Below are 23,925 nucleotides of genomic sequence, written 5' to 3' on the forward strand. Positions count from 1 at the left end.
TTTGATGGAACTGTTTGGAGACGGTTTGCCACATAGGGAAACACTCTTCCAATCCTGATCTGTCCATGAAAGTTGAATCGCCCAGCGATGTACAAAAAGTCCTGCAACAGGATCTGCCCAACGTCGATGCCGCCCAGGCGCAGACGAGGAGTCCGGGTGTCGATGAGCTTGCCTTCAATCAGGACCTGATGTTTAACAACGTGCCGAGGCGCCAGGCGGTGGGTGAGAGCGTCATGCCTATCGAGCAACTGGCGCAGCTTTACGACCAGTTGGGCCACCCGGCTCAGGCGAAGCTTGCCGCGATCACCCGCATGGTGCGGCACTATCTGATGCGCGAGCCAAGTATCGACACGCTGCTGGAAATCACCGGCAACGATCCAGCGCGAACGTTTGTGGTGCTCCACCAGGTAATGGCCCAGGCGCAGGCCGCAAGGGACAAAGACGAGGCAAGGTTGGCCCAGGATGCCCTTGCCAGGCTCAATATTCGCTTTAAAAGGGAAATCCAGGCCGGCCTGAACATCGCCATGACCTTGCAGGCCGCGGGTGCCGACCCGCAAGAACGCCAGGCGGTGCGCGATCTCTATTACGCCAGCGTGGTCACTCGTCAGTCCCTGGCGACGATGATGAAAGAGCTGTTGCGCGTGTACGGTGCCGAACGGTTTTCGCAAGGCCTGAAGGTCATGCGGGGCGCCTTGTCGGACGACATCGCGGCTCACGTGCCGTCGGTGCCTACCGCCTTGTTGCGCTCGTTGCTGCGGGGGCTGCAAAGCTGCTCACAGCTGAGCGGCGTGTTGTCCAACTGCGAGTCGTTGATCCGGCGCCTGAACCTTGAGCAGGATGCGGTGAGCCTGTTGCAGCGCCTGCTGGGCTATGCCGGTACGGGCGTTGCGGCCTCTGAAGTGCAGCGCCTGGCGGATGATCTGTTGGCCGCTGGCCGGCCTTGCCAACTGATCTCCCTCAATGCGCTGTACCCAGTGATTCAACAGATACCCCTGGGTATTTGGCTGGACGGCCAGACGCGCCGAGACGCGCTGCACAACTTTTTGTTGGTGATGGATGAGTTTGCCCGGGTCGAGCGGGGGCCTGGGGGCCCGGTTGCTCAGAGGAGGGGTCTGTGACTGCGCTGTCGAGCATCAATGGGCTGCTGCTCAAGGTTGCGCAGCGCGCCGAAGTGCTGGGCGCCGTGGTGGTCATGGCCATTGTGTTTATCTTTATCGTGCCACTGCCCACTTGGCTGGCGGACATCCTCATTGCGGTAAACATCTGCATCTCGTGCCTGTTGATCGTACTGGCCCTGTACCTGCCGGGGCCGTTGGCGTTTTCGTCGTTTCCGTCGATTTTGTTGCTGACCACCATGTTCCGCCTGGCGCTGTCGATTGCCACCACACGCCTGATCCTGCTGGAACAGGATGCCGGTGAAATCGTCGAGGCCTTCGGTAATTTCGTGGTCGGTGGCAACCTGGCGGTGGGCATGGTGATCTTCCTGATCCTGACGCTGGTGAACTTTCTGGTAATTACCAAGGGCTCCGAGCGTGTGGCCGAGGTGTCGGCACGTTTCAGCCTGGACGCAATGCCCGGCAAGCAGATGTCCATCGACAGTGACCTGCGTGCCGGGCTGATCGACGGTACGCAGGCGCGGGACAAGCGCGAGCAGCTGTCTCGCGAAAGCCAATTGTTCGGCGCGATGGATGGCGCCATGAAGTTCGTCAAAGGCGATGCCATTGCAGGCCTGATCATCGTAGTGGTCAACCTGCTGGGTGGTTTCTCGACCGGCATGTTCCAGCACGGCTTGAGCGCGGCAGAGTCTATCTCGCTGTACTCCGTGCTGACCATCGGTGACGGCCTGATTGCGCAGATCCCCGCGCTGCTGATTTCGCTCACGGCCGGCATGATCATTACCCGCGTAGCGCCGGATGGCCGCAAAGGGGTCAGTAACATGGGCGCCGAAATTGCCCGGCAAATGACCAGCGAGCCCAAGAGTTGGGTGATTGCCTCGGTTGGCATGCTCGCATTTGCGGTCGTGCCTGGCATGCCGACCCTGGTCTTTATCCTGATCGCGCTAAAGACCGGCGGCCTGGGTTATTACCTGATGCGCCAGCGTCAGCGCGAGCAGGCGCCGCGAGCCGAATCGCAGCAGCAGGTTCGCCCGGAAGAGAACGGCGATGAGGACCTGCGCGGCTTCGACCCGTCGCGGCCGTACTTGCTGCAGTTCAATCCGGTGTTTTACGCCACGCCCGAGGTCGTAGACATCGTCAGGAAAGTCCGCCAGGCCAGGAATGCGCTGGTGGCCAATATCGGTCTGACGTTGCCACCGTTCGAAGCCGAGTTCAGCGACACGCTGGCAGTCGATGAGATGCGTTTTTGCGTGCATGAAGTTCCGGTGATGGTGGCGACCCTGAGCGACCGCATCGCTGTCGAGTATACGGCGTTTGCACAGCCCCCTGAGCGGGGTGAGCGCGGACGCATCGAGCGCGACGAGCAGGATTGGCTGTGGCTCGCGCCAGATGACCCTTTGCTGGAAGATCCCGACCTCGAACGGTTCACTGCCCAGGACTTGATCGTCGAGCGCATGACGCGCGCGATGATGCTCAGCGGGCCGCGGTTCCTGGGCATTCAGGAGAGCAAGTCGATTCTCAGTTGGCTGGAGCAGAACCAGCCAGAACTGGTGCAGGAACTGCAACGCATCATGCCGCTTTCGCGGTTTTCGTCGGTACTGCAGCGCCTGGCCGGCGAAGGCGTTCCGCTGCGTGCCGTGCGGCTGATCGTCGAGTCATTGATCGATTACGGGCAGCATGAGCGTGAACCCGAGGCTTTGGCCGATTACGCGCGTATCGCCCTCAAATCGCAGATCTTTCACCAGTACAGCGAAGCCGATGGCCTGCATGCCTGGCTGCTGTCGCCGCAGACGGAAAATATCCTGCGTGAAGCGCTGCGCCAGACCCAGAGCGGTGTGTTCTTCGCCCTTGAAAACGATCACAGCACGGCGCTGGTCAACCTGCTCAACCAGGCATTCAGCGTGCGCGCCAAAACCCGCAGCGTGATGCTGGTGGCTCAAGACCTGCGCAGTCCGCTGCGGACCTTGCTGATCGATGAATTCAACCATGTGCCGGTGCTGTCCTTTGCCGAGCTTGGCAGCACCTCCAAAGTCAAAGTGCTGGGGCGCTTTGACCTTGTGCAGGAAGAGTTGATGCGCGGAGGCGTGGCATGAACAGGCTGTTGCTACGGGCAGAGAGAGGCGCTCGATGATGTTCGAACTGCGTGTCCTGAACGGTTTGCATCAAGGGGCGGCACTGCCGTTGTTTGGTGAGCAGTGGAGCATCGGTGCTCACGCGGACGCCGATCTGGTACTCGATGACCCGGGGGTTGCCGAGCACCACGCACGGTTGCGGCTGATCGGTCAGAACTGGTCGGTGCAGGCCGAGGCGGGGTTGCTGCACGGGCACGATGGGCAGGTGCTGGCGCAGATCACGAGCCTTGCGCTGGGAGTGCCGTTTTCGGTGGGCTCCACTCGATTGTGTGTCAACCTGGCTGATCAGCCCTGGCCTGGCGCGTCCTCTGCGGTGCCGGTTGAACCTGCGCCACTGCCGGTTGAACCGGCGCGGGGGCTGAAGTTATCCACCATCTCAAACGCGCAGCAAAAGCGCTTGATCAGCCTGGCGCTGGTGGGGGCAGTCATCATTATGCTCGTGGGCCTGGTCTCCACGGGAGAGAAAGACGCTCAAGCCTCCTTGATGCCGCCCATGGTGCAGAAGGACGAACTCGCTTCGCCGTTCGACGTGCGCAAGCAGTTGCTCAAGATGCTCAACGAGCGCGAACTGGGCCAGCGGGTCACCGTGCAAGTGATCAATGACCAGGTCGCGCTCGGCGGGGATGTGTCGCAGGAGGACATGGACCTGGTGACGCGCATGCTCGATCGCTACGGCGAGATGTTCGACAGCACCGTGCCCGTGATCAGCCGCGTGCGCCTGCGCGATAACTCGTTGCCATTCAAGATTGTGCAGATAGTCGGCGGGTCGAACGGCCATGTGGTGCTGGAGGACGGCAGCCGGCTGTTTGTCGGTGATGAAGTGGAAGGCCTGCGCCTGGTCTTGATCGATAACAACAAGGTGGTTTTCGATGGCGCGCAGCGTTACGAGGTGCGTTGGTGAGTGCGGATCTGCAAGCGCGGCTGGACGCCTGGCAGCAGCGCCAGGCCCAAGCGCTGGCCGGCTTTGCGCCGGTGACGATGCGGGGTCGTATTCAACGCGTCAATGGCATGTTGCTGCAATGCCGGTTGCCCCATTCATGCATCGGCGACCTGTGCCTGGTGGAAAAAAAGGCCGGCGATTACATGCTGGCCGAAATCATCGGTTTCGATCAGCAGGATGCGGTGCTCAGTGCATTGGGCAACCTGGAAGGCGTACGCGTGGGCGCCAGCGTGGAGCGCCTCGGGGTGTCGCATCGGGTGCGGGTCAGCGAGGCGTTGCTGGGCCAGGTGCTGGACGGCTTCGGACGCCCGATTGCAGGGGAAGGGCCGAGTGCTTTTGTCGAGTCCGATAGCCCGGACACCAGCGCCGTATTGTGCGAGGCACCGCTACCTACGGAGCGGCCGCGCATCAACCGGGCGCTGGCCACTGGCGTGCGCTCCATCGATGGCCTGTTGACCCTGGGCGAGGGGCAGCGCGTCGGCTTGTTCGCCGGGGCCGGTTGCGGCAAGACCACGCTGCTGGCCGAGATCGCGCGGAACGTGGAGTGCGATGTGATTGTGTTCGGCCTGATCGGCGAGCGGGGCCGGGAACTACGCGAGTTCCTCGATCATGAACTGGATGAGCAGTTGCGCGCCAAGGCGGTGCTGGTGTGTGCCACTTCGGACCGCTCCAGCATGGAGCGTGCCCGTGCGGCATTCACGGCGACGGCATTGGCCGAAGGTTTCCGCAGCAAGGGCCAGCGGGTACTGTTGCTGATCGACTCGCTGACGCGTTTTGCCAGGGCCCAGCGTGAAATCGGCCTGGCTGCCGGCGAGCCGTTGGGCCGCGGCGGCTTGCCGCCTTCGGTCTACAGCCTGTTGCCGCGCCTGGTCGAGCGCGCCGGGCTGACAAACGAGGGCGTGATTACCGCGATCTATACGGTGCTGATCGAACAGGACTCGATGAGTGATCCGGTGGCAGACGAGGTTCGCTCGCTGCTTGATGGCCACATCGTGCTGTCGCGCAAACTCGCTGAGCGCGGGCACTACCCGGCGGTGGATGTGCTGGCCAGCCTTTCACGGATCTTGAGCAATGTCGCCGACCCCGAGGATATTCGCGCCGGCACGGCGTTGCGGCGCCTGTTGTCGGCGTATCAGCAGATCGAGTTGATGCTCAAGCTGGGAGAGTACCAGGCCGGCAGCGACATTCTCACCGACCTGGCGGTGGACAGTCGCCAGGCGGTCGACGGTTTTCTACGCCAGGATCTGCGCGAACCCACACCGATGATGACCACGCTGGAACAACTTAAGGAGCTGACCGGCCATGTCCCTTTCTAACGGATTGCTGGGTGAGATCGAGACCCTGCGTCGCCTGCGTCGGCACCGGGCAGACCGTGCCGAGCGTGCCCTGAGTGAGGCAAAACGAGCCCAGCAGACCCTGCTTGTGCATATCCGCCAGGCTGAGGAACGTCTTGAGCAGACCCGGCAGGAGGAGGCTCGGCAAAGTGCCGAGCTGCTCGGCCGGCATCAGGGCCAGGTGCTGAGTTTTCAGGCGCTGAAATCCTGGGCCGTACAAGAGCAGGCCCTGAGCGCCAGCACCCGTCACGAGCAGGGGCAACTGTACGCGTTGCAGGGGCAGCAGGAAGAAAAACAAATCCACGTCAGCGCCGCCCAGAAGCAGGTTACCGCGTGCCTGCGCCAGGTGGAAAAACTTCAGGAATTATCCGATTTGTTGGCTCAGGAGCCGATATGACCCAGGTTTCAAGCAAGCCATACGAACGTCCACGGCCGCGTGAATCGCGCGAGGATCGCGACCCGGCAATGGCAGGTGTGGTGCCTTGGGAGCAAGGACGGTTATTTGCCCAGTTGTTTGGTGATGACGCTGCGCACACAGGGTATGGCGCTGCCCAGTCGGGCATGGGGATGCCGGCCGCTGTCGCGATGATCGACGCGCTTGCTGAGCAACTGGCACCCCAGGTGTTGGGGGCGGCGCAATGGCCGTTGCAGGCGACGTTGTACATGCCGCGCCTGGGGCGGATCAAAGCCAGTGTGCGGCGAGAGCAGAACGTCTGGGGCATTGAATTGGAGGCAGAGCATGAGGCGACGTCGCGCTGGCTCTGCGGCGTGCGGCAACAGTGCCAGGAGCGTATGGCGGGAGCACTGGGCTCGCCGGTCAGCCTGCATTTGCCCGATGCTCGCCCGGCGTGATGCTCTCGCGTCTGGTACTGCCGCAGATCCCGGGTGACACCGTTGCCGCGCGACGCCGACTGGGGCGTGGCTTGAGCTTGCCATTCGAGGTGGCCGGAGCACGTGGTGAGCTGCGGATGGAGCCTGGGCCTGCACCCGTCAGTGCCCCATCGCTGTGTTTTGAAACGGTTTGCGGGGTACTGGCATTCGCCCAGCCGGGGCCGGTGCTCAGCCTGCTGGGCGAGTGCCCGGTGACGTTGGCCCCGTCCGGCAATGACCCGGATTCGTGGTTCTGGGCCTTGTTCCAACATCACTTGAGCCCGCAGATCAGCAGGCTGCTGGGCGACGTTCGCTTGAGCGAGTCCGCCCGCCCTGAGGGCTTTGGCTGTCGCCTGGTGGTGACATTGGGAGCCTCCCGTGTGGATGCCTATATGTGGCTGACGCCACAGAGTTTCCTCTCGTTGTGCGCGGCCGGCCCCTGGCGGGGCATTGCGGCACCGCTGCCGGCAGCGTTTCAACTGGCGATCGCCGTGACCGTCGGACGTGTGCAACTGCCCTTTGCACAGGTGCGCGGCCTGCAGGCCGGCGATGTGCTGGTGTTCGAACAAGCATTTTTTCAAGCGCAGGGGCCCGGCCATCTGCAGGTCGGCAGGCAGCAATTGCACGGTTGCATTGACGATGACGCCGGGCCGTTGCGGCTTACTGTTACTTCTATCGAGGACGTGTGTGTGGATGAGAACTTTGCAGTACCTGGCGTGGCCGGGCCTGAGGCGGATGAACCCGTAGTGGATGTATTTGGCCACGAGCCATTCGATGAGTTGAGCATGGCGTTGAATGTGCGTTGTGGAACGCTGAATCTCACCCTCGGCGAACTGCGCAACCTTGCGCCAGGTTCGGTGCTGGGCATCAGTGGTTTTGCACCGGGCATGGCCGGTCTCTACTACGGTGACAGAGCCATTGGCCTCGGGCAGTTGGTGGAGGTGGACGGGCGCCTCGGGTTGCAGATGTCTCGTGTGAATTTTTCCCGATGAGCTTGCAAGGAATCGATCCTCTCGTTCTGGCGCTGTTTCTGGGCGCGTTGTCATTGATGCCCATGCTGCTGATCGTGTGCACGGCGTTTCTCAAGATCGTGATCGTGCTGATGATTACCCGCAACGCCATCGGCGTGCAGCAGGTGCCGCCGAGCATGGCCATCAATGGCATCGCACTGGCGGCGACGCTGTTTATCATGGCGCCTGTCGGCTACCAGATAGCGGAGGTGGTCAAGGTTTCGCCGCTGGACCTCAGCAGTGTGCAAAGCATGCTGCAGACCGGCCAGGAGGCCATCCAACCGCTGCGTACATTCATGCTGCGCAATGTTGACCCGGATGTGCTGACCCATCTGCTGGAAAATACGGCGCGCCTGTGGCCTGCCCAAATGGCTCGGGAGGTCCAGCGTGAAGACCTGATCCTGCTGGTCCCGGCGTTCGTGTTGTCGCAGTTGCAGGCCGGGTTCGAGATCGGCTTTCTGATCTACATCCCGTTTATCGTGATCGACCTGATCGTCTCCAACCTGCTCTTGGCGCTGGGCATGCAGATGGTCTCGCCGATGACCATTTCCCTACCGCTCAAATTGCTCCTGTTCGTGCTGGTCTCCGGCTGGTCACGGTTGCTCGACAGCCTGTTCCTTTCTTATCTCTGAGTCGCTTATGGAACCTATCGTGCTGTTCAAGCAGGGCATGTTGCTGGTGGTGGTGTTGTCGGCGCCGCCGTTGATCGTGGCCGTGGTGGTAGGGGTGATGACCTCGCTGGTGCAGGCGCTGATGCAGGTTCAGGATCAGACGCTGCCCTTTGGCATCAAGCTGGTGGCGGTGGGGATCACGCTGATCCTTACCGGCCGCTGGATCGGTGTTGAGTTGATCCAGTTGATCAACCTGACCTTTGAAATGATCGGCCGTTCGGCCCTGAACTGAGGTCTGGCCTGTGCTGCCGTATGTGGAGTATCTACCGAGCCTGGTCATCGCCATGGCGCGGATCTATCCGTGCGCCATATTGGTGGCGGCATTCTGTTTTCAACATATTCGCGGTATGCCCCGGCATGCCATCGTGATGGTGCTGGCCTTGCTGCCGGCACCGGGCATCCATGCGCTGTTGGCGGGCCAGGACTATTCGATGCTGATGCTTGGCGGGTTGGTCCTCAAGGAGGTCATCCTCGGGCTTCTGCTGGGGGTGTTGCTGTCGATGCCGTTCTGGATGTTCGAGTCGGTGGGGGCGTTGCTGGACAACCAGCGCGGCGCCCTGGCCGGTGGGCAGCTCAACCCGTCGCTGGGGCCGGACGCGACACCCTGCGGGCACATGTTCAAGCAACTGGCGATATTTCTGTTGATGGTCAGCGTCGGCTTGGGGGCACTGACCCAGGTGATCTGGGACAGTTATCGGATATGGCCGCCCACGGTCTGGTTCCCGTTGCCGTCGGCCAACGGGATGGGGGTGTTTGTGGATCTGCTCGGCGACACCTTCATGCACATGATGCTCTACGCCGCGCCTTTCATTGCGGTGCTGTTGTTGCTGGAATTCGGTATTGCGTTGCTGGGGGTTTACAGTCAGCAGTTGCAGGTAAGCACGCTGGCGCCGCCGCTCAAATGCCTCGCGGGGCTCGGCATTCTGCTGTTGTATTTTGCGTTGTTACAGGACTTGATTGTCGGTCGCATGGGCCTGCTCGGTGATCTCAAGCATTCACTGGCGCTGCTGTTCAAGGTCGGTTCAGCATGAGTGACTCAGGCGAAAAGAAGCACCCCGCGTCGGCCAAAAAACTGCGGGACCAGCGTAAGAAAGGCCAGGTCTCCCAAAGCCAGGATGTGGGCAAGTTGATGGTGTTGACGGCCATCAGCGAGATCGCGCTGATGACGGCCGAGACCAGTATGCAACGTTTCCAGCAGTTGATAGTGCTGCCGATGTCGCGCATGAACCAACCCTTCATGCGAGCACTGGAAGAAGTGTTGTTCGAGGGGCTGGCGCTGTTTTTTTCGTTCGCCCTGTTGATGGCCGGGGTGGCGATTGCGATGAAGCTGATCAGCAGTTGGATGCAAATCGGGTTGCTGTTTGCACCGGAGGTCCTGAAACTCGATTTCAATCGCCTCAATCCGCTCAATCAACTCAAGCAGATGTTCTCCGCACAGTCGTTGATCAACCTGTTGATGAGTATCGCCAAAGCGTTGCTGCTGGGCCTGGCGTTGTACATGGTGATCATGCCGTCGCTGGGTGCATTGATTAACCTGGCCAATAGCGACCTGCAAAGTTACCTCCTCGCGTTGATCACGTTGTTCCGCCACTTGCTGCACGCTTGTCTGGGGTTGCTGCTGGTGTTGGCGCTGATCGATTTTTCCATGCAAAAACACTTCTTTGCCAAGCGCATGCGCATGACCCAGGTGGAGGTGCTCAAGGAATACAAGGACATGGAAGGCGACCCCCACGTGAAAGGGCAACGGCGCTCGCTCGCCTTCCAGTTGTCCCAGGAGGAGCCCAAGGTCAAGCTGCCCAAGCTGGAGGAGGCCGACATGCTGGTGGTCAACCCGACGCACTTTGCCGTGGCCTTGTATTACCGCCCTGGAAAAACCCCACTGCCTCTATTGGTGGACAAAGGTACGGACGCCGATGCTCGCCAGTTGATCGCGCGGGCGAAGGCCGCAGAGGTTCCGGTGATTCAGTGCGTATGGCTGGCCCGCACCCTCTACCCCCAAAAGCTGGGGGCCAGCATCCCTCGGGAAACCTTGCAGGCCGTAGCCATCATCTATCGCACGTTGCGTGAGCTGGATGATGAAGCCAAGCGTGAAACCCTCGAGCTGCCTGAGCTTGAACAGCGTTGAGCAGCAGGCAGCTCGGGGGCAGTCATCGCTCCAGCGACACCGTTTGATAGTCCGCACGTTCTCCCGCCGGGCCGGGTTCGACGCGCATCTGCGGTGGCCACCAGATGATCAGCTTGTTCGGAGACGATTGCGGGCGAGAGCAGGAGTCGCCCTTGCAGGTTGGGGTGCAACCGGCGACAAGCAACACCGCGCCGATCAGGGAGGCGTATAACATTTTGTGCTTCATGGTTTGGCCTTCTGGGCTGGGCTGATCAATGAGGGGCGAGGTACACCGAGATGTTCATCCTTGACCACCGGGCGCATGGCGATAAACACCTCGGCTTCTTCACCCGGCTTGAGCCACGCACGTGGCCAGACGCTGACGGCCAGGGTGTGCGAATTGCTGCACTCCTTCTCATCGATGCGCACATTGCGGTTGAACGTGTTGCGCAGCACCACGACGGCCACGTTGTATTCCGGGCCCGCATACCACTGGCTGCGTTCGGTGTTTAGCTCAAGTAATTTTCGGGTATCGCACAAGGTGTTCAGGCTCAGTGGCATGGGGGCCGCCTTGAACGTCTTGGGCACTTCGCCACTGACCAGGCGCGCCAAGGTGTTGATAATGTCGCTGCGCTTGATCACCGGTGCGTGAGGGGCCGTGCGCCTGGCCAGCGGCGCGAGGGCGGTCTGCAGTTCTGCCTGGTCGGCCTGCGGCAGGTAGCGCGACGGGTCGGACTGGTCGCCGATCACGCGTGGGGTCAGGATGAACAGGCGTTCACGCCGGTTGTTCTGCCGTTCGGTGGAGGAGAACAGCGCCTTGCCCAGCAGTGGAATATCCCCCAGCAGCGGCACCTTGTTTTGCTTGTCTGTGCTTTCGGTGACATGGAAGCCACCGACCACCAAGGAGCGTTTTTCCGCCATGACCGCCTGGGTGCTGACCTTGCCCTGGCTGGTACTGGGGTTGCCGTTCACGGGGTTGGGCGCACCGAAATTACCGTCCTCGATATCGATCGCCAAATGCACTTGATGGCTGCCGCGGCTGGTGATGACCCGCGGTATGACACGAAAGCTGGTGCCAACGACGATCGGCATGATCGTTACGTTGTCGCGGCCGGGCGTGAGGTACTGGGTGCGGTTGAAGTCGATGACCGCAGGCTGGTTTTCCAGGGTCAGTACGGAAGGGTTGGAGACCATGGTTGCCAGCCCCTTGGCCTCCAGCGCGCGGATGTCGGCGTAGAAGCGATCGCGGTTTTCAATTGATAGCTGGGAAGTGGTACCGGGTGCGAAATTCGTGAAGCCCGCGCTGAAGCGGCTGTTCTGGAAGCCCCAGTTGACCCCGAACTCACGCAGTTGCGTGCGCTCGATGTCGAGGATGATGGCATCGATTTCCACCAGCTTGCGTGCGACGTCGAGTTGGGTGATCAACTCGCGGTACATGACCTGGCGCTCGGGTAAGTCGTAGATCAGCACAGCGTTGTTGCGCACGTCGGCTTCGACGCGGATGCGGCTGCTGCTCGCAGGCGCGCGAGGGGTCAGCGTCGCGCCCGTTTCCAATTGCCCGGTGTTGGTGCCGAGCATCTGGCCTAGCAGCGGGTTTCCCAGGCGCGGAACATTCGGCACCAGAGGGGAGGGCTGGGTAGCCGCGGGACGTGAGTTCATGCCTGGGATCGTCGACGAGGGACGTGGCTCCAGCAGCCCTCGCAAAATGCTGGCCACCCCGGGGATTTTCAGTTTCTCTCCGCGATAATCCACCAAACGATCCGCCGCGTTAGCGAACTTCAACGGGTAGCTCAACACATTTTGCTTCTCGTCCGGCGAGCGACGCTGGCTGCTGAATTGCTTGATCTGCTCGATGTACCGCCGCGGGCCGGAAACCAGTACGACGCCTTCCTCGGGCAACTCGCCCCAACCGAACCGGCTGTCGAGCAAGCCGATATCAGTCAGTGCCTGCTTGAGGTCGGCGATGGTCTCGGAGGAAACCTCCAGTCGCGTCGACTCTTGCTGGTCCAAGGTGCTGATATAGAGCGTGTTGTTGTACAGATACCACTGGAAGCGGTGTTCCACGCCCAGCCTGTCGAGCATCGATTGTGGGGTGTTTGCGCGTATCTTGCCGTTGACGATGCCTTCCAGCAGGCCTTCGACTTGCAGTTGGGTACCAAAGGTCTGTGCGAAGTCTTCGAGCACCTCGCGCAGCGGTTTGTGCTCGGCCTCGTAGGCGTAAGCCGTGTTTTTCCATTCGGGAGGGACGGCAGCGAAGCTACTGTGTGAAGCGCTCAGCAGCCAAGGCAGTACGATCAGACCAGGCCAACAGCGGCGTTTTTGCGTGTGGTTGGGCGAAACGTTGCGCAAGCAGTCAGGCTTGTCAGTCTTGTTATTCATGGGAAGTCTCTGAATTTGGCGGGAGCGGAGGTTGCGGGGTGAACGAGGACTGCAGCGTGTTGGCAGGGAGGGGGCCTCGATTCGCGAGTGCCCACGTCCTGTATTCAACCGATACTCAGGGAATACCATCGAAGACGATTTTTCCCTGATCGGCCCGGTAGTTGGTCAGGGCCTGAGTGGTAGTCAGAAGCTGGTTCGCACTCATCTTTATGTCCAGCGCCTGATTCAACAACGCCGCGAATGTTTCGCTATCCAGTTCCTCGTCGGGCGTTTTTCTTATCTGATCCATTTGTTTTCTGACGGTGTCCAGCTCTCGGTACTGCCGTTGGTGCTGCCGGTAATCAAAGTTCATAGGGGCATCCTCCAGTGACGTGCCCCTGTGTGTGGTTCAAATTTGGTAACGGTTCCAGGCGCCGATCATGCAGTGGCAATGTCCGGGCATTTCTGGATATTTCCTACTTGCGCGGCGGCTGCGGGTCCAGCAGAAACAAGCTCTCGACGGCGCGCTGCCATTCAACGTGGAAACTGCCTTCTTCTGTTTCCAGGATGAGTGTCTGGGGCGGGAGGGCGTCGTCCAGACGCAGGCTCCAGCGTACCTCGGTGTTGATATGCAGCCACTGCTCCACGTGTGCTTGATCAGCGGGGTGGCAGGCCAGCGCGGCGTTGGGGCGGGGGATCAGTGGGTCCAGCAACTTGTTGAGCAAGGCACTGATGCGCTCTGCGGGAGGGGTCATCTCCAGCAAGCTGCTTAGCGCTTGTTGGGTGATGGTGGTGGCGAATCTTTCACACTGGTCGCCGATTGTCTGTCGTTCGGCTTCCCACCGCTGCAGTTGGTGGTTGGCACGTTGCCAGAACTCTTCGTGCGCCTGCTTGAGTATTTGCGCGCTCTGCTCTTGCGCCTGCTGCAGCAGCGTCTCGGCCTGCGCCTGGGCGTTGTCGAGCACATGCTCTGCGCGCTGGTTGTCGGCGAGCAGTTCCCTTGAGATCACGGGCTGCGACAGGCTGGCAGAAGACGTCAATAATTCAATCTTGCGTCGGCAGAGCATGATTGAGGTTCTCCGCGGGTAGGGTGACATTGTTGGCCAGGGCGCTGGCACGCCAGATCACGGCTTGCCAGACAGTGTCGAGCTTGCTGGCGGCTGGCATCTGAAGTGCGCTCTCGAGTTGTTGCACCCGCTGGCGGGAGAAGCTGAGCCGCAGGCGCTGCCAGATGGCTGGGTCAACCCAGCTACGCAGGTAATACAGAGGGTCTACGCTGGGTTTGTGGGACGCGGGGGGGAGCGCCATGGACAGACGCGCGCACCATTCGCGTTGATCCGTGCTCAAGGCGCTGTCGTGCTGTGGATGGTAAATGCCCTCGACCAGCGCCAGCATCAGTTCCCGTTGCGCGGTCGGTGCCAGCACCAAGTGCAACAGGGCTGGGGAGGGGTGAATCGGCAGGCACGGGGTAATGCCCAGTGCGACACCTATGCGTTCATGCCGGCTTCGGCACAGTGTCTTGGCGGCAGGTGAGTCCAGGTCGAAGGGCCACCAGTCCTGTTGCGAATGGCTCCAGGGAGATGTCCACCAGCGTGCCCATTGGTACAGCTCATTCATGGAGTGCGGTGCTTGGTGGGTCATTGACCTGTGCCATTTCCGGGCGTAGTTTTTTCCGAAGCCAGAATGCCAGCCCTGCGGCCGATAGCGCCAACGCAATCAGCAGTGCTGCCAGCGCTGTCTGCCAAAACGTCAGATCTTTCTCGGGTACCAAGAAAGCCCCGAAATAGGTCAGGCGTTCCTGTTCGACATAGGCGGTTGCAGGTACGAAGGTGACGGTGAGTTTTTCTGGGTTGTCCACCGTGGTAGTCATGCCTGGGATGCTGCTGGCGACCATTCTGCGCACACGTGGCCTGATGTTATCGGGGTCCAGGCGCGGGTCATGCTTGATAAAGACCGAGGCCGATGCAGGTTGAACGGGTTCGCCCGGGGCCACGCGTTCGGGTAACACGACATGCACCCTCGCGACGATGACCCCGTCGATGTTGGATAACGTGGCCTCCAGTTCCTGTGATAACGCGTAGATGTAACGGGCCCGTTCCTCCAGGGGGGTGGAGATGACACCCTCCTTGCGGAAAATCTCTCCCAGCGTGGAACGCGCGGTTTTGGGCAGCCCCGCAGCCTCCAGCGTGCGTACCGCGCGGGCGATGTCGCTGGTTTTCACCCGAACGACCACACCGTCCTTTTCCAATGTCTTTTGGGCGCGGATTTGTTTATCCGCCAGCTCGGCAATGACATCGTTGGCTTCCTGCTCGGACAGTTGGCGGTGAAGTTCGATGCGTTCACTACAGCCGGCAAGGAGGAGTGCCAGCGTTAACAGTAAACAAGTGATGAGACGGCTGCGCATAGGTTTCCTATTGCAGATTGGTGGTTTTTTCCACCATCGCAATACCGTGTTTGATGACTTTCACTGACACTGACAGGAGTTCCTTGCTTTCAACCAACGCCAGGGGCACTTGTGCTGCCTTTAGGGAGTGCTTGCCGCTGGCGAAGTCTTTCAACCCTCTGGATACCAGGTCTGACTTGCTCTTGAGGGCAGTGGATTGCTCCGCCAGATAGTGAGCGCTAATGGCCGGAGCCGAGGGCTTTGGACCGCTATCGCTCATCAACGCGGAGGCAAAAAAATGGCTGTCGAGCGTGGAGTCGGCAGGCGTTGCCATGTCGTTTCTTTGTACAAGAGTTTGAGGCTGTGAGACCCACTCGGTTTTCGAAAGCATTTGACACTCCAAGTGTATCGGTGGGGACTTGCCTCCTCCATCAATGAACTGAGGAGACAAGTCGTTTTATGCTTAAGCCCTTGCGGAGCCAATCTGCGTCATAAGTTTGGTGGAGAAGTCGAGCTTCATGCCTTCTACGGTTTGGTGGTAGTTCTGCGCATTTTTCTTGCGCAGATTTTGTTGTTGAAGCACCGCCGCGGTGTCGCTGTCCATTTCGCCGAATGCGCCGCTGACATCGTTTCCGCTTCCGTATCCGTTTGTGTAAATATTATTACTGTTGTATCCGGTAATAGTGTCAATAGTCATATTAATTACCTGCTTTCAATATGGTTAGTGCCTAAATAATAGACATATAGCATGCCTAAAATCTTTAGAGCCTAGGCTCATCAATTGAGTGGTCGAAGAGGTAGAAAACGTTCCAGAATTATATTTCTAAAGTGTTTCTGAAGTGTTTCTAAAGATGTTGTCGTCGAGTTTAGGTGGATGCCTAGGTCAATATATTCAAATGCTTCAAACGGTAATACAGTGTTCGCTTGGCAACGCCCAGTTCTGCGGCGACACGCTCCACGCAGTCCGCATGACGTTTCAACGACTCCTCGATCAATGACTTTTCGATTTGCTGCAGGCGCTCTTTCAACGGCATGAACCGAGCATCTTTTACCGGCGAATCGAGGGGCCGCATGCCCAACACAAAGCGTTTGGCTGCCGAACGTAATTCGCGGACATTACCCAGCCAGCGGTGGCAGAGCAATTGTTGGAGTAACGTATCGGTTGGTGTAGGCGCGGGGCAGTCGAAGTATTGCGCTTCTTGTCGCACCATATCCATAAACAGCGGAATGATTTGCTCTTGCCGATTACGCAGTGGCACAAGGTTGATGCTCACGACATTCAGGCGAAAGTAAAGATCACGTCGAAAGGTGCCTTGTTCGACCATGTCATGCAGCGATTGCTGAGCGGACGCGATGACGCGCATGTCCACTGGGATGAACCGGGTCGACCCCAAGCGCTCGACACCGCGCGACTCCAAGACTCGAAGCAGTTTGGCCTGCAGGGGCAGCGGCATGCTGTCGATTTCATCCAGGTACAACGTACCCAGGTGTGCGGCTTCGATAAAGCCTGCCCTCGACTGCACTGCACCGGTATAGGCGCCACTATTGACCCCGAATAATTGGCCTTCGGCGAGAGTTTCCGGGATGGCTGCACAGTTAACGGCGACTAGGTTTCCACGGCGGCCAGACAAACGATGTACCCGCTGCGCCAAGGTATCTTTGCCGGTGCCGGTTTCTCCTAGTAATAGGATGTCTATATTAAGTGTTGCGGTCGTATTGAGGGTGCTTTCAATTTCCGAGCCTGCAATAAAGAGGGGATCTACTTCATTGTGCTTGTGAATAAAGACCGACATTGTAAAGAGGCTCCGCCAACGCTATTGCTTTATGGCTGGGCGAACGACCTGTTAGCCTCGCCAGCAGGTCGAAACTTATCAGGGTGGGAGGTAGGGTTGAAAGGGGTAAGCAGCTAAAGTGTTGTAGGATAAACGGAGGGCCTATGGTGGTTGAGTGGTTTTGATGCGCACTGTATATGTAAGATTAATCTTAAAGTTGTTTATCTATGACAATCAGGCAGGTACAAAAAAGCCGATGCATTGCATCGGCTTTTTATCTGCAGCGTGAAACTTAAACGTTGAAACGGAAGTGCATCACATCGCCATCTTTCACGATGTATTCCTTGCCTTCCAGGCGCCATTTACCCGCTTCCTTGGCACCGGCCTCACCCTTGAACTGGATAAAGTCGTTGTAGGCGATCACTTCGGCACGGATAAAGCCTTTCTCGAAGTCGGTGTGGATCACGCCGGCGGCCTGTGGCGCTGTGGCGCCGACCTTGACGGTCCATGCACGGACTTCTTCGACACCGGCGGTGAAGTAGGTCTGCAGGTTGAGCATTTCGTAACCGGCGCGGATCACGCGGTTCAGGCCAGGCTCTTCCAGGCCCAGGGCCTCAAGGAACATGTCCTTCTCTTCGCCGTCATCCAGTTCGGCGATTTCGGCTTCGATCTTGTTGCACACCGGCACCACGATCGCGCCTTCTTCGTCGGCGATGGCCTTGACCACGTCTAGCAGCGGGTTGTTTTCGAAACCGTCTTCGGCGACGTTGGCGATGTACATCACCGGCTTGGTGGTCAGCAGGTGGAAGCCTTTGATCACGGCTTTCTCGTCAGCGCCCATGTTCTTCATCAGGCTGCGTGCCGGCTTGCCTTCGGTGAAGTGCGCGATCAGCTGTTCCAGCAGCGCTTTTTGAACCACTGCGTCTTTGTCGCCGCCCTTGGCGTTACGCGCGACCTTCTGCAATTGCTTCTCGCAGCTGTCGAGGTCGGCGAAGATCAGTTCCAGGTCGATGATCTCGATGTCGCGTTTCGGGTCGACGCTGTTGGAGACGTGAATCACGTTCTCGTCTTCAAAGCAGCGGACCACGTGGGCGATGGCATCGGTTTCACGGATGTTGGCCAGGAACTTGTTACCCAGGCCTTCACCTTTCGACGCGCCAGCCACCAGGCCCGCGATGTCGACGAATTCCATGGTGGTCGGCAGGATGCGCTTTGGATTGACGATGGCCGCGAGGGCGTCCAGGCGTGGGTCCGGCATCGGCACGATACCGCTGTTGGGTTCGATGGTGCAGAAGGGGAAGTTCTCCGCCGCAATACCGGACTTGGTCAGGGCGTTGAACAGGGTGGATTTGCCGACGTTGGGCAGGCCGACGATGCCGCAATTGAATCCCATGGTGTTTCCCCTCGGATAAAGAGTCAGGCCTTCTGGCTGTGCAGGTTTTTCATCGCGCGGTTCCATTCACCGGCGAAGATATCCGGCAGCACGCCGAGGGCAAAGTCGATGCTGGCATCGAGTTTTTCCTGTTCGGCGCGTGGCGCACGACCCAGGACGAAATTTGAAACCATACTGGCAACGCCTGGGTGGCCAATGCCGAGCCGCAGACGGTAGAAATTATTCTGATTGCCCAACTGCGCGATGATGTCGCGCAGGCCATTGTGCCCGCCATGCCCACCGCCGAGCTTGAGCTTGGCAACACCGGGTGGCAGGTCCAGTTCGTCATGGGCCACCAGGATTTCTTCGGGTTTGATCCGGAAGAAGTTCGCAAGCGCCGCCACGGCTTGGCCGCTACGGTTCATGTAGGTGGTGGGAATCAGCAGACGAACATCCTGACCCTGGTGCGAGAAGCGCCCGGTCAGGCCAAAATACTTGCGATCGGCCACAAGGTTCACACCTTGCGCGTGGGCGATGCGCTCAACAAAAAGGGCCCCCGCGTTATGCCGGGTCTGTTCGTATTCGGCGCCTGGATTTCCCAGGCCAACGATCAGTTTAATGGCAGTCACGACAGGGGCCCTTCCTTTGGAGTTGTGGATAACATCGCCAAACCAAGGTGCGGCGAAAGTGGACAACAGTAGCTCATTTACTCAAGAGTAAACGTCGCGTTATCGCCCGCTTTCTCGCTACGTTTCGGTCCGCGATGTTTCCTCAAGCTCCGACGTTACAGAGTGATTTACTCTGCAGCGTCTGCTTCTGGAGCAACGCGTGGAGCGTGTACGTTTGCAACAGCTTTGTCATCACCGTGAGCCAGTGCAACAAACTCAACGCCTTTAGGGGCCTTGAGGTCGGACAGGTGGATGATGGCGCCAACTTCAGCGGTCGACAGGTCGACTTCGATGAACTCAGGCAGGTCTTTCGGCAGGCAGGTCACTTCGATTTCGTTCACAACGTGAGAAATCTCGCCGCCTTTCTTGACCGGAGCTTCTTCGCCGACGAAGTGCACAGGCACGACAGCGGTCAGTTTCTGGCCAGCTACAACGCGAACGAAGTCAGCGTGCATGATGAACTGCTTGGACGGGTGACGCTGCATCGCTTTAACGATGACGTTCTGCTTGGCGCCGTCGACGTTCAGCTCGATAACGTGGCTGTAGGCAGCTTCGTTTTCGAACAGCTTGGCGATTTCCTTGGCCAGGATGGTCACGGATTCAGCAGGCTTGTTACCACCGTATACAACGGCTGGGATGTTGGCGGCGTGACGCAGGCGGCGGCTCGCACCTTTCCCCAGGTCAGTACGCGCTTGAGCGTTCAGAGTAAAGTCAGTCATTTTGTATCTCCAAAATAGCCATCATCGAGTGGCGTTTGCGACCAGCGCCGTTCTCGATATGGGCAAAAAAGCCCCGCCCCGACAGAATGCCGGGGCGGGGCGCTTTTCGTCAGTGAAATGATCCGAAGGTTTGACCCTTAACGGAACATCGCGCTGATCGATTCTTCATTGCTGATGCGGCGAACCGCTTCGGCAACTACCGGTGCAATATCCAGTTGGCGGATACGCGAACAGGCTTGAGCTGCAGCGGACAACGGGATGGTGTTGGTCACCACCAGTTCGTCCAGCATGGAGTTCTCGATGTTCTCGATCGCTCGACCCGACAGCACAGGGTGTGTGCAGTAGGCGAAGACTTTTGCGGCACCGTGCTCTTTCAAGGCTTTCGCCGCGTGGCACAGGGTGCCGGCGGTGTCGACCATGTCATCAACCAGAATACAGGTACGCCCTTCGACATCACCGATGATATGCATCACTTCAGAGTGATTGGCTTTTTCACGGCGTTTGTCGATGATCCCGAGGTCCACGCCCAAGGATTTGGCAACAGCCCGTGCACGCACGACGCCACCAATGTCCGGGGACACGATCATCAGGTTTTCAAAGCGCTGGTCTTCGATGTCATCCACCAGGACTGGGGAGCCGTAGATGTTATCTACCGGAATATCGAAGAACCCCTGGATTTGGTCAGCGTGCAGGTCAACCGTGAGAACACGGTCGATACCTACCACGGTCAGCATGTCAGCGACGACTTTCGCGCTGATGGCCACACGTGCGGAGCGCGGACGGCGATCCTGACGGGCATAACCAAAGTAAGGGATTACAGCTGTGATTCGAGTCGCTGAGGAGCGGCGGAAGGCATCAGCCATCACGACGAGTTCCATCAGGTTATCGTTGGTCGGAGCGCAAGTCGGCTGAATAATGAAGACGTCTTTACCGCGGACGTTTTCATTGATCTCGGCTGTAATTTCACCGTCGGAGAATTTACCGACAGAGATGTCACCGAGAGGGATATGCAGCTGACGTACGACACGTCGAGCCAGATCGGGGTTGGCGTTCCCCGTAAAGACCATCATCTTGGACACGCGCAGTACCTAGAGGCTGAGGGTAACCTGGATGAGTATTAGAAAATGGCAGGGGCGGCTGGATTCGAACCAACGCATGGCAGGATCAAAACCTGCTGCCTTACCGCTTGGCGACGCCCCTGTATCTGTTGCAACGAGTGCCTAACACTCGGTTCCTTTTAGAGCAGACTATGCAGCTTGCGATGCAACATCGAAACGTTGCTTCCCTTTGCTACAAACCCTGTAAGGGTCTCTGTAAGAAGGGCCGAGACTTTATCAGCTTCAGCTTTGTTTGGGAAGCCCCCAAACACACAACTTCCAGTTCCGGTTAATTTTGCTTCGGTAAATTTACCTAACAAATTCAAAGCGTTACGTACCTCTGGATAACGCCTTGCTACAACCGGTAAGCATTCATTTCGACTGTTTCCCTTGGGAACGGGGCGCACTTTAATGGGAGAAGAGTTACGTGTCAACAACGGATCTGAAAAAATTTCTGCTGTACTTACAGATACTTGCGGCACAAGTACGACATACCACGGTTCTTCGGGCTCTACAGGGGTGAGTTTTTCCCCGACACCCTCAGCAAATGCGGCGTGTCCACGCACGAAAACCGGGACGTCCGCGCCCAGCGTAAGGCCCAGCGCCGCCAGGCGATCGTGGTCCCAGCCGAGTTGCCACAAGTGATTCAGACCCAGCAGTGTGGTGGCCGCATTCGAACTGCCGCCGCCGATACCACCGCCCATGGGCAAGATTTTATCGATCCAGATGTCGATGCCGAGCGAGCAGCCAGATTGTTCCTGAAGTTTTTTTGCGGCCTTCACGATCAGGTTGCTGTCGTGGGGCACGCCTTCGAATTCGGTATGCAACTGGATCACGCCATCGTCGCGTACGGCGAACGTCATCTCATCGCCGTAGTCGAGAAATTGAAACAGCGTCTGCAACTCGTGGTAGCCGTCTTCACGACGACCCAGGATGTGCAGCATCAAATTGAGTTTTGCAGGGGAGGGCAGGGTCAAGCGTTCTACGGTCACGTTATTGCCCCAGTTTGCGTGGTTGCCAGTCCTTGATCACCAGCGTGACGTCAAGGTCGGTGCCATGCAGCTTGATTCGTTCAGGCAGCCAGTAACCGCTTTGCTGCACGTAGCTCAAATATTCGACTTGCCAGCCATCCTGCTCCAGGGTGGCCAGGCGGCTGTCACTGTTAAGGCGCAAGCGGCTTTTGCTCTCAGGCGCGGGCAAGCCGCGTACCCACCACACCAGATGCGACACTGGCAGCTTCCAGCCGATCTGTTCTTCCAGCAATGTTTCCGGCGATGTCGCTTCATAGCGGCCCTGATTGGCCACTTCCAGGCTTACTTGCCCCGGTCGGCCGGTCAGGCGTGCCGCGCCACGGCCCAATGGGCCGGACAGGCGGATGTCGTAGTAATCCTGGCGTTGCAGCCAGAACAACGTACCGCTCCCGGAATCTTTCGGCGCACGAACACCGACTTTCCCTTCGATCTGCCAGCCATCGATGCTGGCGAGCTGATCCTTGTGCTGTTGCCATTGCGCCGGGTTGCCCTGGCCCTCAACGGATTCGCGGGTGCCGACGCCCGCGCAACCGGCGAGCAGGGCGATGAGACTGAAGACTGCAACGTGGCGCAAGAACATAAGCTTAAAGGGTCTCGGATCCGGTCAGGCGTTTGATGGTGCCGCGCAGGATGGGGCTTTCGGGTTGTTCCTTGAGGAATTTTTCCCAGATCTGGCGCGCTTCGCGTTGTTTGCCATTGGCCCACAGGACTTCACCCAGGTGGGCGGCAACTTCCTGGTCGGGGAAACGCTCCAGTGCCTGGCGCAGCAAGCGTTCGGCTTCATCCAGGTTGCCCAGGCGGTAATTCACCCAGCCCAGGCTGTCGAGCACGGCCGGGTCTTCCGGGTTGAGCTTGTGCGCTTGTTCGATCAGCGCCTTGGCTTCGTCGTAGCGCGTGGTCCGGTCGGACAAGGTGTAGCCCAGGGCGTTGAGGGCCATGGCGTTGTCCGGATCACGCTTGATGATCAGGCGCAGGTCTTTTTCCATCTGCGCCAGGTCGTTGCGCTTTTCCGCCTGCATGGCGCGGGTGTACAGCAGGTTCAAGTCGTCGGGGTATTGCAGCAACGCTTGTTGCAGCAGTTTCCAGGCGCGCTCGCCCTGGTTATTGGCCGACAGGGTTTCGGCCTGGATCAGGTACAGCTGGATCGCGTAGTCAGGCTCGGCATCACGCGCAGCCGCCAGGCGTTTTTCCGCCTCGTCGGTGCGACCGTTGCTCATCAATATGTCGGCCTGGCGCAGTTGCGCCGGCAGGTAATCGTTGCCAGGGCCGACCTGGGCATACTCAAGCAGGGCGGCCTGTGGGTCATTGTGTTCCTCGGCGATGCGGCCCAGGTTCAGGTGCGCCGAATCCACGTGGCTTTCGCGTTCGATCAGCTCTTGCAGGTAACCCTTGGCCTCATCCCAGGCCTTGGCTTCCAGGCACACCAGTGCGAGGGAGTAGCGCAGTTCGTCGTCGTCCGGGTATTGCTGGACCAAGTTGGCGAACTGCACTTTGGCGTCTTCCATGCGGTCCTGCTCCACCAGCATGCGCGCGTAGGTCAGGCGCAGGCGCTTGTCGTCCGGGTACTTCTTGATGCTTTTTTCCAGCAGCGGAATCGCTTCCTTGCCGCGATTGAGGTTTTGCAGCAGGCGCGCACGCAGCAGGATCGGCGCGATCTCACCCTCTTCCGGTGGGTTCTGCTCCAGCAGCTTCAGCGCCGCATCGGCCTCGTCGTCTTGCTGCAACAGCAAGGCCTTGCCGAAAATCAGCTGACTGTTCTTGGGATGTTTTTGCAGCAGGCGGTCGAAGCTCTTCATCAGACCATTGCGCGTGTCCTGGTCGGTGTCGGCAGCCGACAGCGCAAGAAAGTCGAAATGGGTGTCGCCCTTGCCCTGCAAGACCTTCTCCATATAGACCATGGAGTCGTCGTAGCGCCCCGCACGCGCCAGTTGCACCGCCGCGGCGCGCTGCGCCTCGAGGTCGTCCGGCGCGTTTTTCGCCCAGATCAGCGAGGTATCCAGCGCAGCCTGATCGGCGCCCAGGTACTCGGCGATACGAAACGCCCGCTCGGAAATCCCCGGATCCTGCGTATTGATGGCCTGCGTCACGTAGTTATCCAACGCAATGTCGAAACGATTGCGCTGGCCAGCCAGCTCCGCGCTCAGCAGGCTGAACACCGTTTCTTCACTGAATGAAGAATAAACCTTGGGCTTTTCAGGGGCGGGGGTGCTGTCTTCCACCGGCGGCGTACCGTCCGGCGACACGGGGGCCAAGGCCTGGCAGCCGCTGAGGAAGACAAAAGCAAGGAGCAACGCGGAGGATCTATTCATATAGGAAGAGGACGACTAACCTGCGGTCGGATCATCATGA

General features: G+C 59.2%; 27 protein-coding genes and 1 tRNA gene. 11 read left to right on the plus strand and 17 right to left on the minus strand.

Going from position 1 to position 23,925, the window contains the following annotated elements; genetic code table 11:
- Window positions 1-65: 65 nt before the first annotated feature.
- Genes sctW through sctU form a run of 11 tightly spaced genes read left to right on the plus strand, consistent with a single transcriptional unit; the run spans window position 66 to window position 10,197 of the window.
- Window positions 66-1,118 (plus strand): type III secretion system gatekeeper subunit SctW, encoded by a 1,053-nt coding sequence (gene sctW / locus OPU96_RS17400; protein ID WP_226456564.1) that lies wholly within the window; start codon window positions 66-68, stop codon window positions 1,116-1,118.
- Entirely contained in the window at window positions 1,115-3,208 is a 2,094-nt protein-coding gene (gene sctV / locus OPU96_RS17405; protein ID WP_305392029.1) for a type III secretion system export apparatus subunit SctV, read from the plus strand. The genes sctW and sctV overlap by 4 nt, the downstream gene beginning before the upstream one ends.
- A 37-nt stretch (window positions 3,209-3,245) precedes the next feature.
- Window positions 3,246-4,148: an FHA domain-containing protein gene (locus tag OPU96_RS17410; RefSeq protein ID WP_498559411.1), complete on the plus strand. Its 903-nt coding sequence runs from the start codon at window positions 3,246-3,248 to the stop codon at window positions 4,146-4,148.
- Window positions 4,145-5,503, plus strand: a complete 1,359-nt coding sequence (locus OPU96_RS17415) for a FliI/YscN family ATPase (RefSeq protein ID WP_305392031.1) — start codon at window positions 4,145-4,147, stop codon at window positions 5,501-5,503. The genes OPU96_RS17410 and OPU96_RS17415 overlap by 4 nt, the downstream gene beginning before the upstream one ends.
- On the plus strand, window positions 5,490-5,918 hold the full coding sequence (gene sctO / locus OPU96_RS17420; RefSeq protein WP_498559412.1) for a type III secretion system stalk subunit SctO: 429 nt from the start codon (window positions 5,490-5,492) through the stop codon (window positions 5,916-5,918). Before OPU96_RS17415 ends, sctO begins: the two co-directional genes overlap by 14 nt.
- Window positions 5,915-6,373: a type III secretion system HrpP C-terminal domain-containing protein gene (locus OPU96_RS17425; protein ID WP_305392033.1), complete on the plus strand. Its 459-nt coding sequence runs from the start codon at window positions 5,915-5,917 to the stop codon at window positions 6,371-6,373. Before sctO ends, OPU96_RS17425 begins: the two co-directional genes overlap by 4 nt.
- Window positions 6,373-7,383, plus strand: coding sequence for a FliM/FliN family flagellar motor switch protein (locus OPU96_RS17430; protein WP_498559413.1), 1,011 nt, complete (start codon window positions 6,373-6,375; stop codon window positions 7,381-7,383). The genes OPU96_RS17425 and OPU96_RS17430 overlap by 1 nt, the downstream gene beginning before the upstream one ends.
- A complete protein-coding gene (gene sctR, locus OPU96_RS17435; protein ID WP_305392035.1) occupies window positions 7,380-8,033 on the plus strand; it encodes a type III secretion system export apparatus subunit SctR in 654 nt (217 codons plus the stop codon). The genes OPU96_RS17430 and sctR overlap by 4 nt, the downstream gene beginning before the upstream one ends.
- Window positions 8,034-8,040: 7 nt before the next feature.
- The gene (gene sctS, locus OPU96_RS17440; protein ID WP_192297799.1) at window positions 8,041-8,304 is read left to right on the plus strand and encodes a type III secretion system export apparatus subunit SctS; all 264 of its coding nucleotides are present in this window, start codon (window positions 8,041-8,043) and stop codon (window positions 8,302-8,304) included.
- Between the two features lie 10 nt (window positions 8,305-8,314).
- Window positions 8,315-9,103 (plus strand): type III secretion system export apparatus subunit SctT, encoded by a 789-nt coding sequence (sctT, locus tag OPU96_RS17445; protein ID WP_226456562.1) that lies wholly within the window; start codon window positions 8,315-8,317, stop codon window positions 9,101-9,103.
- A complete protein-coding gene (gene sctU / locus OPU96_RS17450) occupies window positions 9,100-10,197 on the plus strand; it encodes a type III secretion system export apparatus subunit SctU (RefSeq protein WP_226456561.1) in 1,098 nt (365 codons plus the stop codon). Before sctT ends, sctU begins: the two co-directional genes overlap by 4 nt.
- A gap of 22 nt (window positions 10,198-10,219) precedes the next feature.
- On the opposite strand, the gene hrpT is transcribed toward sctU, so the two are convergent.
- From hrpT to OPU96_RS17535, 17 genes are all read right to left on the minus strand, one after another.
- Window positions 10,220-10,423, minus strand: a complete 204-nt coding sequence (hrpT, locus tag OPU96_RS17455) for an HrpT family type III secretion system protein (protein ID WP_226456559.1) — start codon at window positions 10,421-10,423, stop codon at window positions 10,220-10,222.
- The gene (gene sctC, locus OPU96_RS17460; RefSeq protein WP_226456558.1) at window positions 10,420-12,555 is read right to left on the minus strand and encodes a type III secretion system outer membrane ring subunit SctC; all 2,136 of its coding nucleotides are present in this window, start codon (window positions 12,553-12,555) and stop codon (window positions 10,420-10,422) included. Before sctC ends, hrpT begins: the two co-directional genes overlap by 4 nt.
- Before the next feature lie 115 nt (window positions 12,556-12,670).
- Window positions 12,671-12,907: a hypothetical protein gene (locus OPU96_RS17465; protein ID WP_226456556.1), complete on the minus strand. Its 237-nt coding sequence runs from the start codon at window positions 12,905-12,907 to the stop codon at window positions 12,671-12,673.
- 103 nt (window positions 12,908-13,010) lie between these two features.
- Complete coding sequence (sctL, locus tag OPU96_RS17470) at window positions 13,011-13,601, minus strand: type III secretion system stator protein SctL (protein ID WP_225595296.1); 591 nt, start codon at window positions 13,599-13,601, stop codon at window positions 13,011-13,013.
- Entirely contained in the window at window positions 13,579-14,151 is a 573-nt protein-coding gene (locus OPU96_RS17475; protein ID WP_498559414.1) for a type III secretion protein, read from the minus strand. The genes sctL and OPU96_RS17475 overlap by 23 nt, the downstream gene beginning before the upstream one ends.
- Window positions 14,144-14,938 carry a type III secretion system inner membrane ring lipoprotein SctJ gene (gene sctJ / locus OPU96_RS17480; protein WP_226456554.1) on the minus strand — a complete coding sequence of 265 codons (795 nt, stop codon included), beginning with the start codon at window positions 14,936-14,938 and terminating at the stop codon, window positions 14,144-14,146. The genes OPU96_RS17475 and sctJ overlap by 8 nt, the downstream gene beginning before the upstream one ends.
- Window positions 14,939-14,945: 7 nt before the next feature.
- Window positions 14,946-15,251 carry a hypothetical protein gene (locus tag OPU96_RS17485; protein ID WP_498559415.1) on the minus strand — a complete coding sequence of 102 codons (306 nt, stop codon included), beginning with the start codon at window positions 15,249-15,251 and terminating at the stop codon, window positions 14,946-14,948.
- 129 nt (window positions 15,252-15,380) lie between these two features.
- Window positions 15,381-15,614 (minus strand): hypothetical protein, encoded by a 234-nt coding sequence (locus OPU96_RS17490; RefSeq protein WP_226456551.1) that lies wholly within the window; start codon window positions 15,612-15,614, stop codon window positions 15,381-15,383.
- Window positions 15,615-15,795: 181 nt separating this feature from the next.
- Window positions 15,796-16,710, minus strand: coding sequence for a sigma 54-interacting transcriptional regulator (locus OPU96_RS17495; protein ID WP_192297789.1), 915 nt, complete (start codon window positions 16,708-16,710; stop codon window positions 15,796-15,798).
- Window positions 16,711-16,981: 271 nt separating this feature from the next.
- Window positions 16,982-18,082, minus strand: coding sequence for a redox-regulated ATPase YchF (ychF, locus tag OPU96_RS17500; RefSeq protein WP_192297788.1), 1,101 nt, complete (start codon window positions 18,080-18,082; stop codon window positions 16,982-16,984).
- Window positions 18,083-18,105: 23 nt separating this feature from the next.
- Window positions 18,106-18,690: an aminoacyl-tRNA hydrolase gene (gene pth, locus OPU96_RS17505; protein WP_017735148.1), complete on the minus strand. Its 585-nt coding sequence runs from the start codon at window positions 18,688-18,690 to the stop codon at window positions 18,106-18,108.
- 167 nt (window positions 18,691-18,857) lie between these two features.
- Complete coding sequence (locus tag OPU96_RS17510; protein WP_226456550.1) at window positions 18,858-19,448, minus strand: 50S ribosomal protein L25/general stress protein Ctc; 591 nt, start codon at window positions 19,446-19,448, stop codon at window positions 18,858-18,860.
- Window positions 19,449-19,585: 137 nt separating this feature from the next.
- The gene (locus tag OPU96_RS17515) at window positions 19,586-20,527 is read right to left on the minus strand and encodes a ribose-phosphate pyrophosphokinase (RefSeq protein WP_003208392.1); all 942 of its coding nucleotides are present in this window, start codon (window positions 20,525-20,527) and stop codon (window positions 19,586-19,588) included.
- A 46-nt stretch (window positions 20,528-20,573) separates the two neighbouring features.
- Window positions 20,574-20,648: transfer RNA gene (locus tag OPU96_RS17520), tRNA-Gln, on the minus strand.
- Between the two features lie 37 nt (window positions 20,649-20,685).
- Window positions 20,686-21,489: a 4-(cytidine 5'-diphospho)-2-C-methyl-D-erythritol kinase gene (ispE, locus tag OPU96_RS17525; RefSeq protein WP_498559430.1), complete on the minus strand. Its 804-nt coding sequence runs from the start codon at window positions 21,487-21,489 to the stop codon at window positions 20,686-20,688.
- A 49-nt stretch (window positions 21,490-21,538) separates the two neighbouring features.
- Complete coding sequence (gene lolB, locus OPU96_RS17530; protein WP_226456549.1) at window positions 21,539-22,156, minus strand: lipoprotein insertase outer membrane protein LolB; 618 nt, start codon at window positions 22,154-22,156, stop codon at window positions 21,539-21,541.
- A gap of 4 nt (window positions 22,157-22,160) precedes the next feature.
- Window positions 22,161-23,885, minus strand: a complete 1,725-nt coding sequence (locus OPU96_RS17535) for a tetratricopeptide repeat protein (RefSeq protein WP_192297784.1) — start codon at window positions 23,883-23,885, stop codon at window positions 22,161-22,163.
- Window positions 23,886-23,925: the final 40 nt, after the last annotated feature.

This window comes from Pseudomonas sp. RP-B7 (assembly GCF_059803535.1).

Excerpts from the sequence above, each read along its gene's own strand:
- OPU96_RS17430 (WP_498559413.1), top strand. The coding sequence starts at position 6,373 with ATGCTCTCGCGTCTGGTACTGCCGCAGATCCCGGGTGACACCGTTGCC.
- OPU96_RS17495 (WP_192297789.1), bottom strand. The coding sequence starts at position 16,710 with ATGTCGGTCTTTATTCACAAGCACAATGAAGTAGATCCCCTCTTTATT.
- OPU96_RS17490 (WP_226456551.1), bottom strand. The coding sequence starts at position 15,614 with ATGACTATTGACACTATTACCGGATACAACAGTAATAATATTTACACA.
- OPU96_RS17485 (WP_498559415.1), bottom strand. The coding sequence starts at position 15,251 with ATGGCAACGCCTGCCGACTCCACGCTCGACAGCCATTTTTTTGCCTCC.
- sctU (WP_226456561.1), top strand. The coding sequence starts at position 9,100 with ATGAGTGACTCAGGCGAAAAGAAGCACCCCGCGTCGGCCAAAAAACTG.
- lolB (WP_226456549.1), bottom strand. The coding sequence starts at position 22,156 with ATGTTCTTGCGCCACGTTGCAGTCTTCAGTCTCATCGCCCTGCTCGCC.
- sctS (WP_192297799.1), top strand. The coding sequence starts at position 8,041 with ATGGAACCTATCGTGCTGTTCAAGCAGGGCATGTTGCTGGTGGTGGTG.
- OPU96_RS17510 (WP_226456550.1), bottom strand. The coding sequence starts at position 19,448 with ATGACTGACTTTACTCTGAACGCTCAAGCGCGTACTGACCTGGGGAAA.
- OPU96_RS17465 (WP_226456556.1), bottom strand. The coding sequence starts at position 12,907 with ATGAACTTTGATTACCGGCAGCACCAACGGCAGTACCGAGAGCTGGAC.
- OPU96_RS17475 (WP_498559414.1), bottom strand. The coding sequence starts at position 14,151 with ATGAATGAGCTGTACCAATGGGCACGCTGGTGGACATCTCCCTGGAGC.
- sctO (WP_498559412.1), top strand. The coding sequence starts at position 5,490 with ATGTCCCTTTCTAACGGATTGCTGGGTGAGATCGAGACCCTGCGTCGC.
- sctR (WP_305392035.1), top strand. The coding sequence starts at position 7,380 with ATGAGCTTGCAAGGAATCGATCCTCTCGTTCTGGCGCTGTTTCTGGGC.
- OPU96_RS17410 (WP_498559411.1), top strand. The coding sequence starts at position 3,246 with ATGTTCGAACTGCGTGTCCTGAACGGTTTGCATCAAGGGGCGGCACTG.
- sctL (WP_225595296.1), bottom strand. The coding sequence starts at position 13,601 with ATGCTCTGCCGACGCAAGATTGAATTATTGACGTCTTCTGCCAGCCTG.
- sctJ (WP_226456554.1), bottom strand. The coding sequence starts at position 14,938 with ATGCGCAGCCGTCTCATCACTTGTTTACTGTTAACGCTGGCACTCCTC.
- ispE (WP_498559430.1), bottom strand. The coding sequence starts at position 21,489 with ATGCTGCACATCCTGGGTCGTCGTGAAGACGGCTACCACGAGTTGCAG.
- OPU96_RS17425 (WP_305392033.1), top strand. The coding sequence starts at position 5,915 with ATGACCCAGGTTTCAAGCAAGCCATACGAACGTCCACGGCCGCGTGAA.
- hrpT (WP_226456559.1), bottom strand. The coding sequence starts at position 10,423 with ATGAAGCACAAAATGTTATACGCCTCCCTGATCGGCGCGGTGTTGCTT.
- ychF (WP_192297788.1), bottom strand. The coding sequence starts at position 18,082 with ATGGGATTCAATTGCGGCATCGTCGGCCTGCCCAACGTCGGCAAATCC.
- OPU96_RS17535 (WP_192297784.1), bottom strand. The coding sequence starts at position 23,885 with ATGAATAGATCCTCCGCGTTGCTCCTTGCTTTTGTCTTCCTCAGCGGC.
- sctC (WP_226456558.1), bottom strand. The coding sequence starts at position 12,555 with ATGAATAACAAGACTGACAAGCCTGACTGCTTGCGCAACGTTTCGCCC.
- sctW (WP_226456564.1), top strand. The coding sequence starts at position 66 with ATGAAAGTTGAATCGCCCAGCGATGTACAAAAAGTCCTGCAACAGGAT.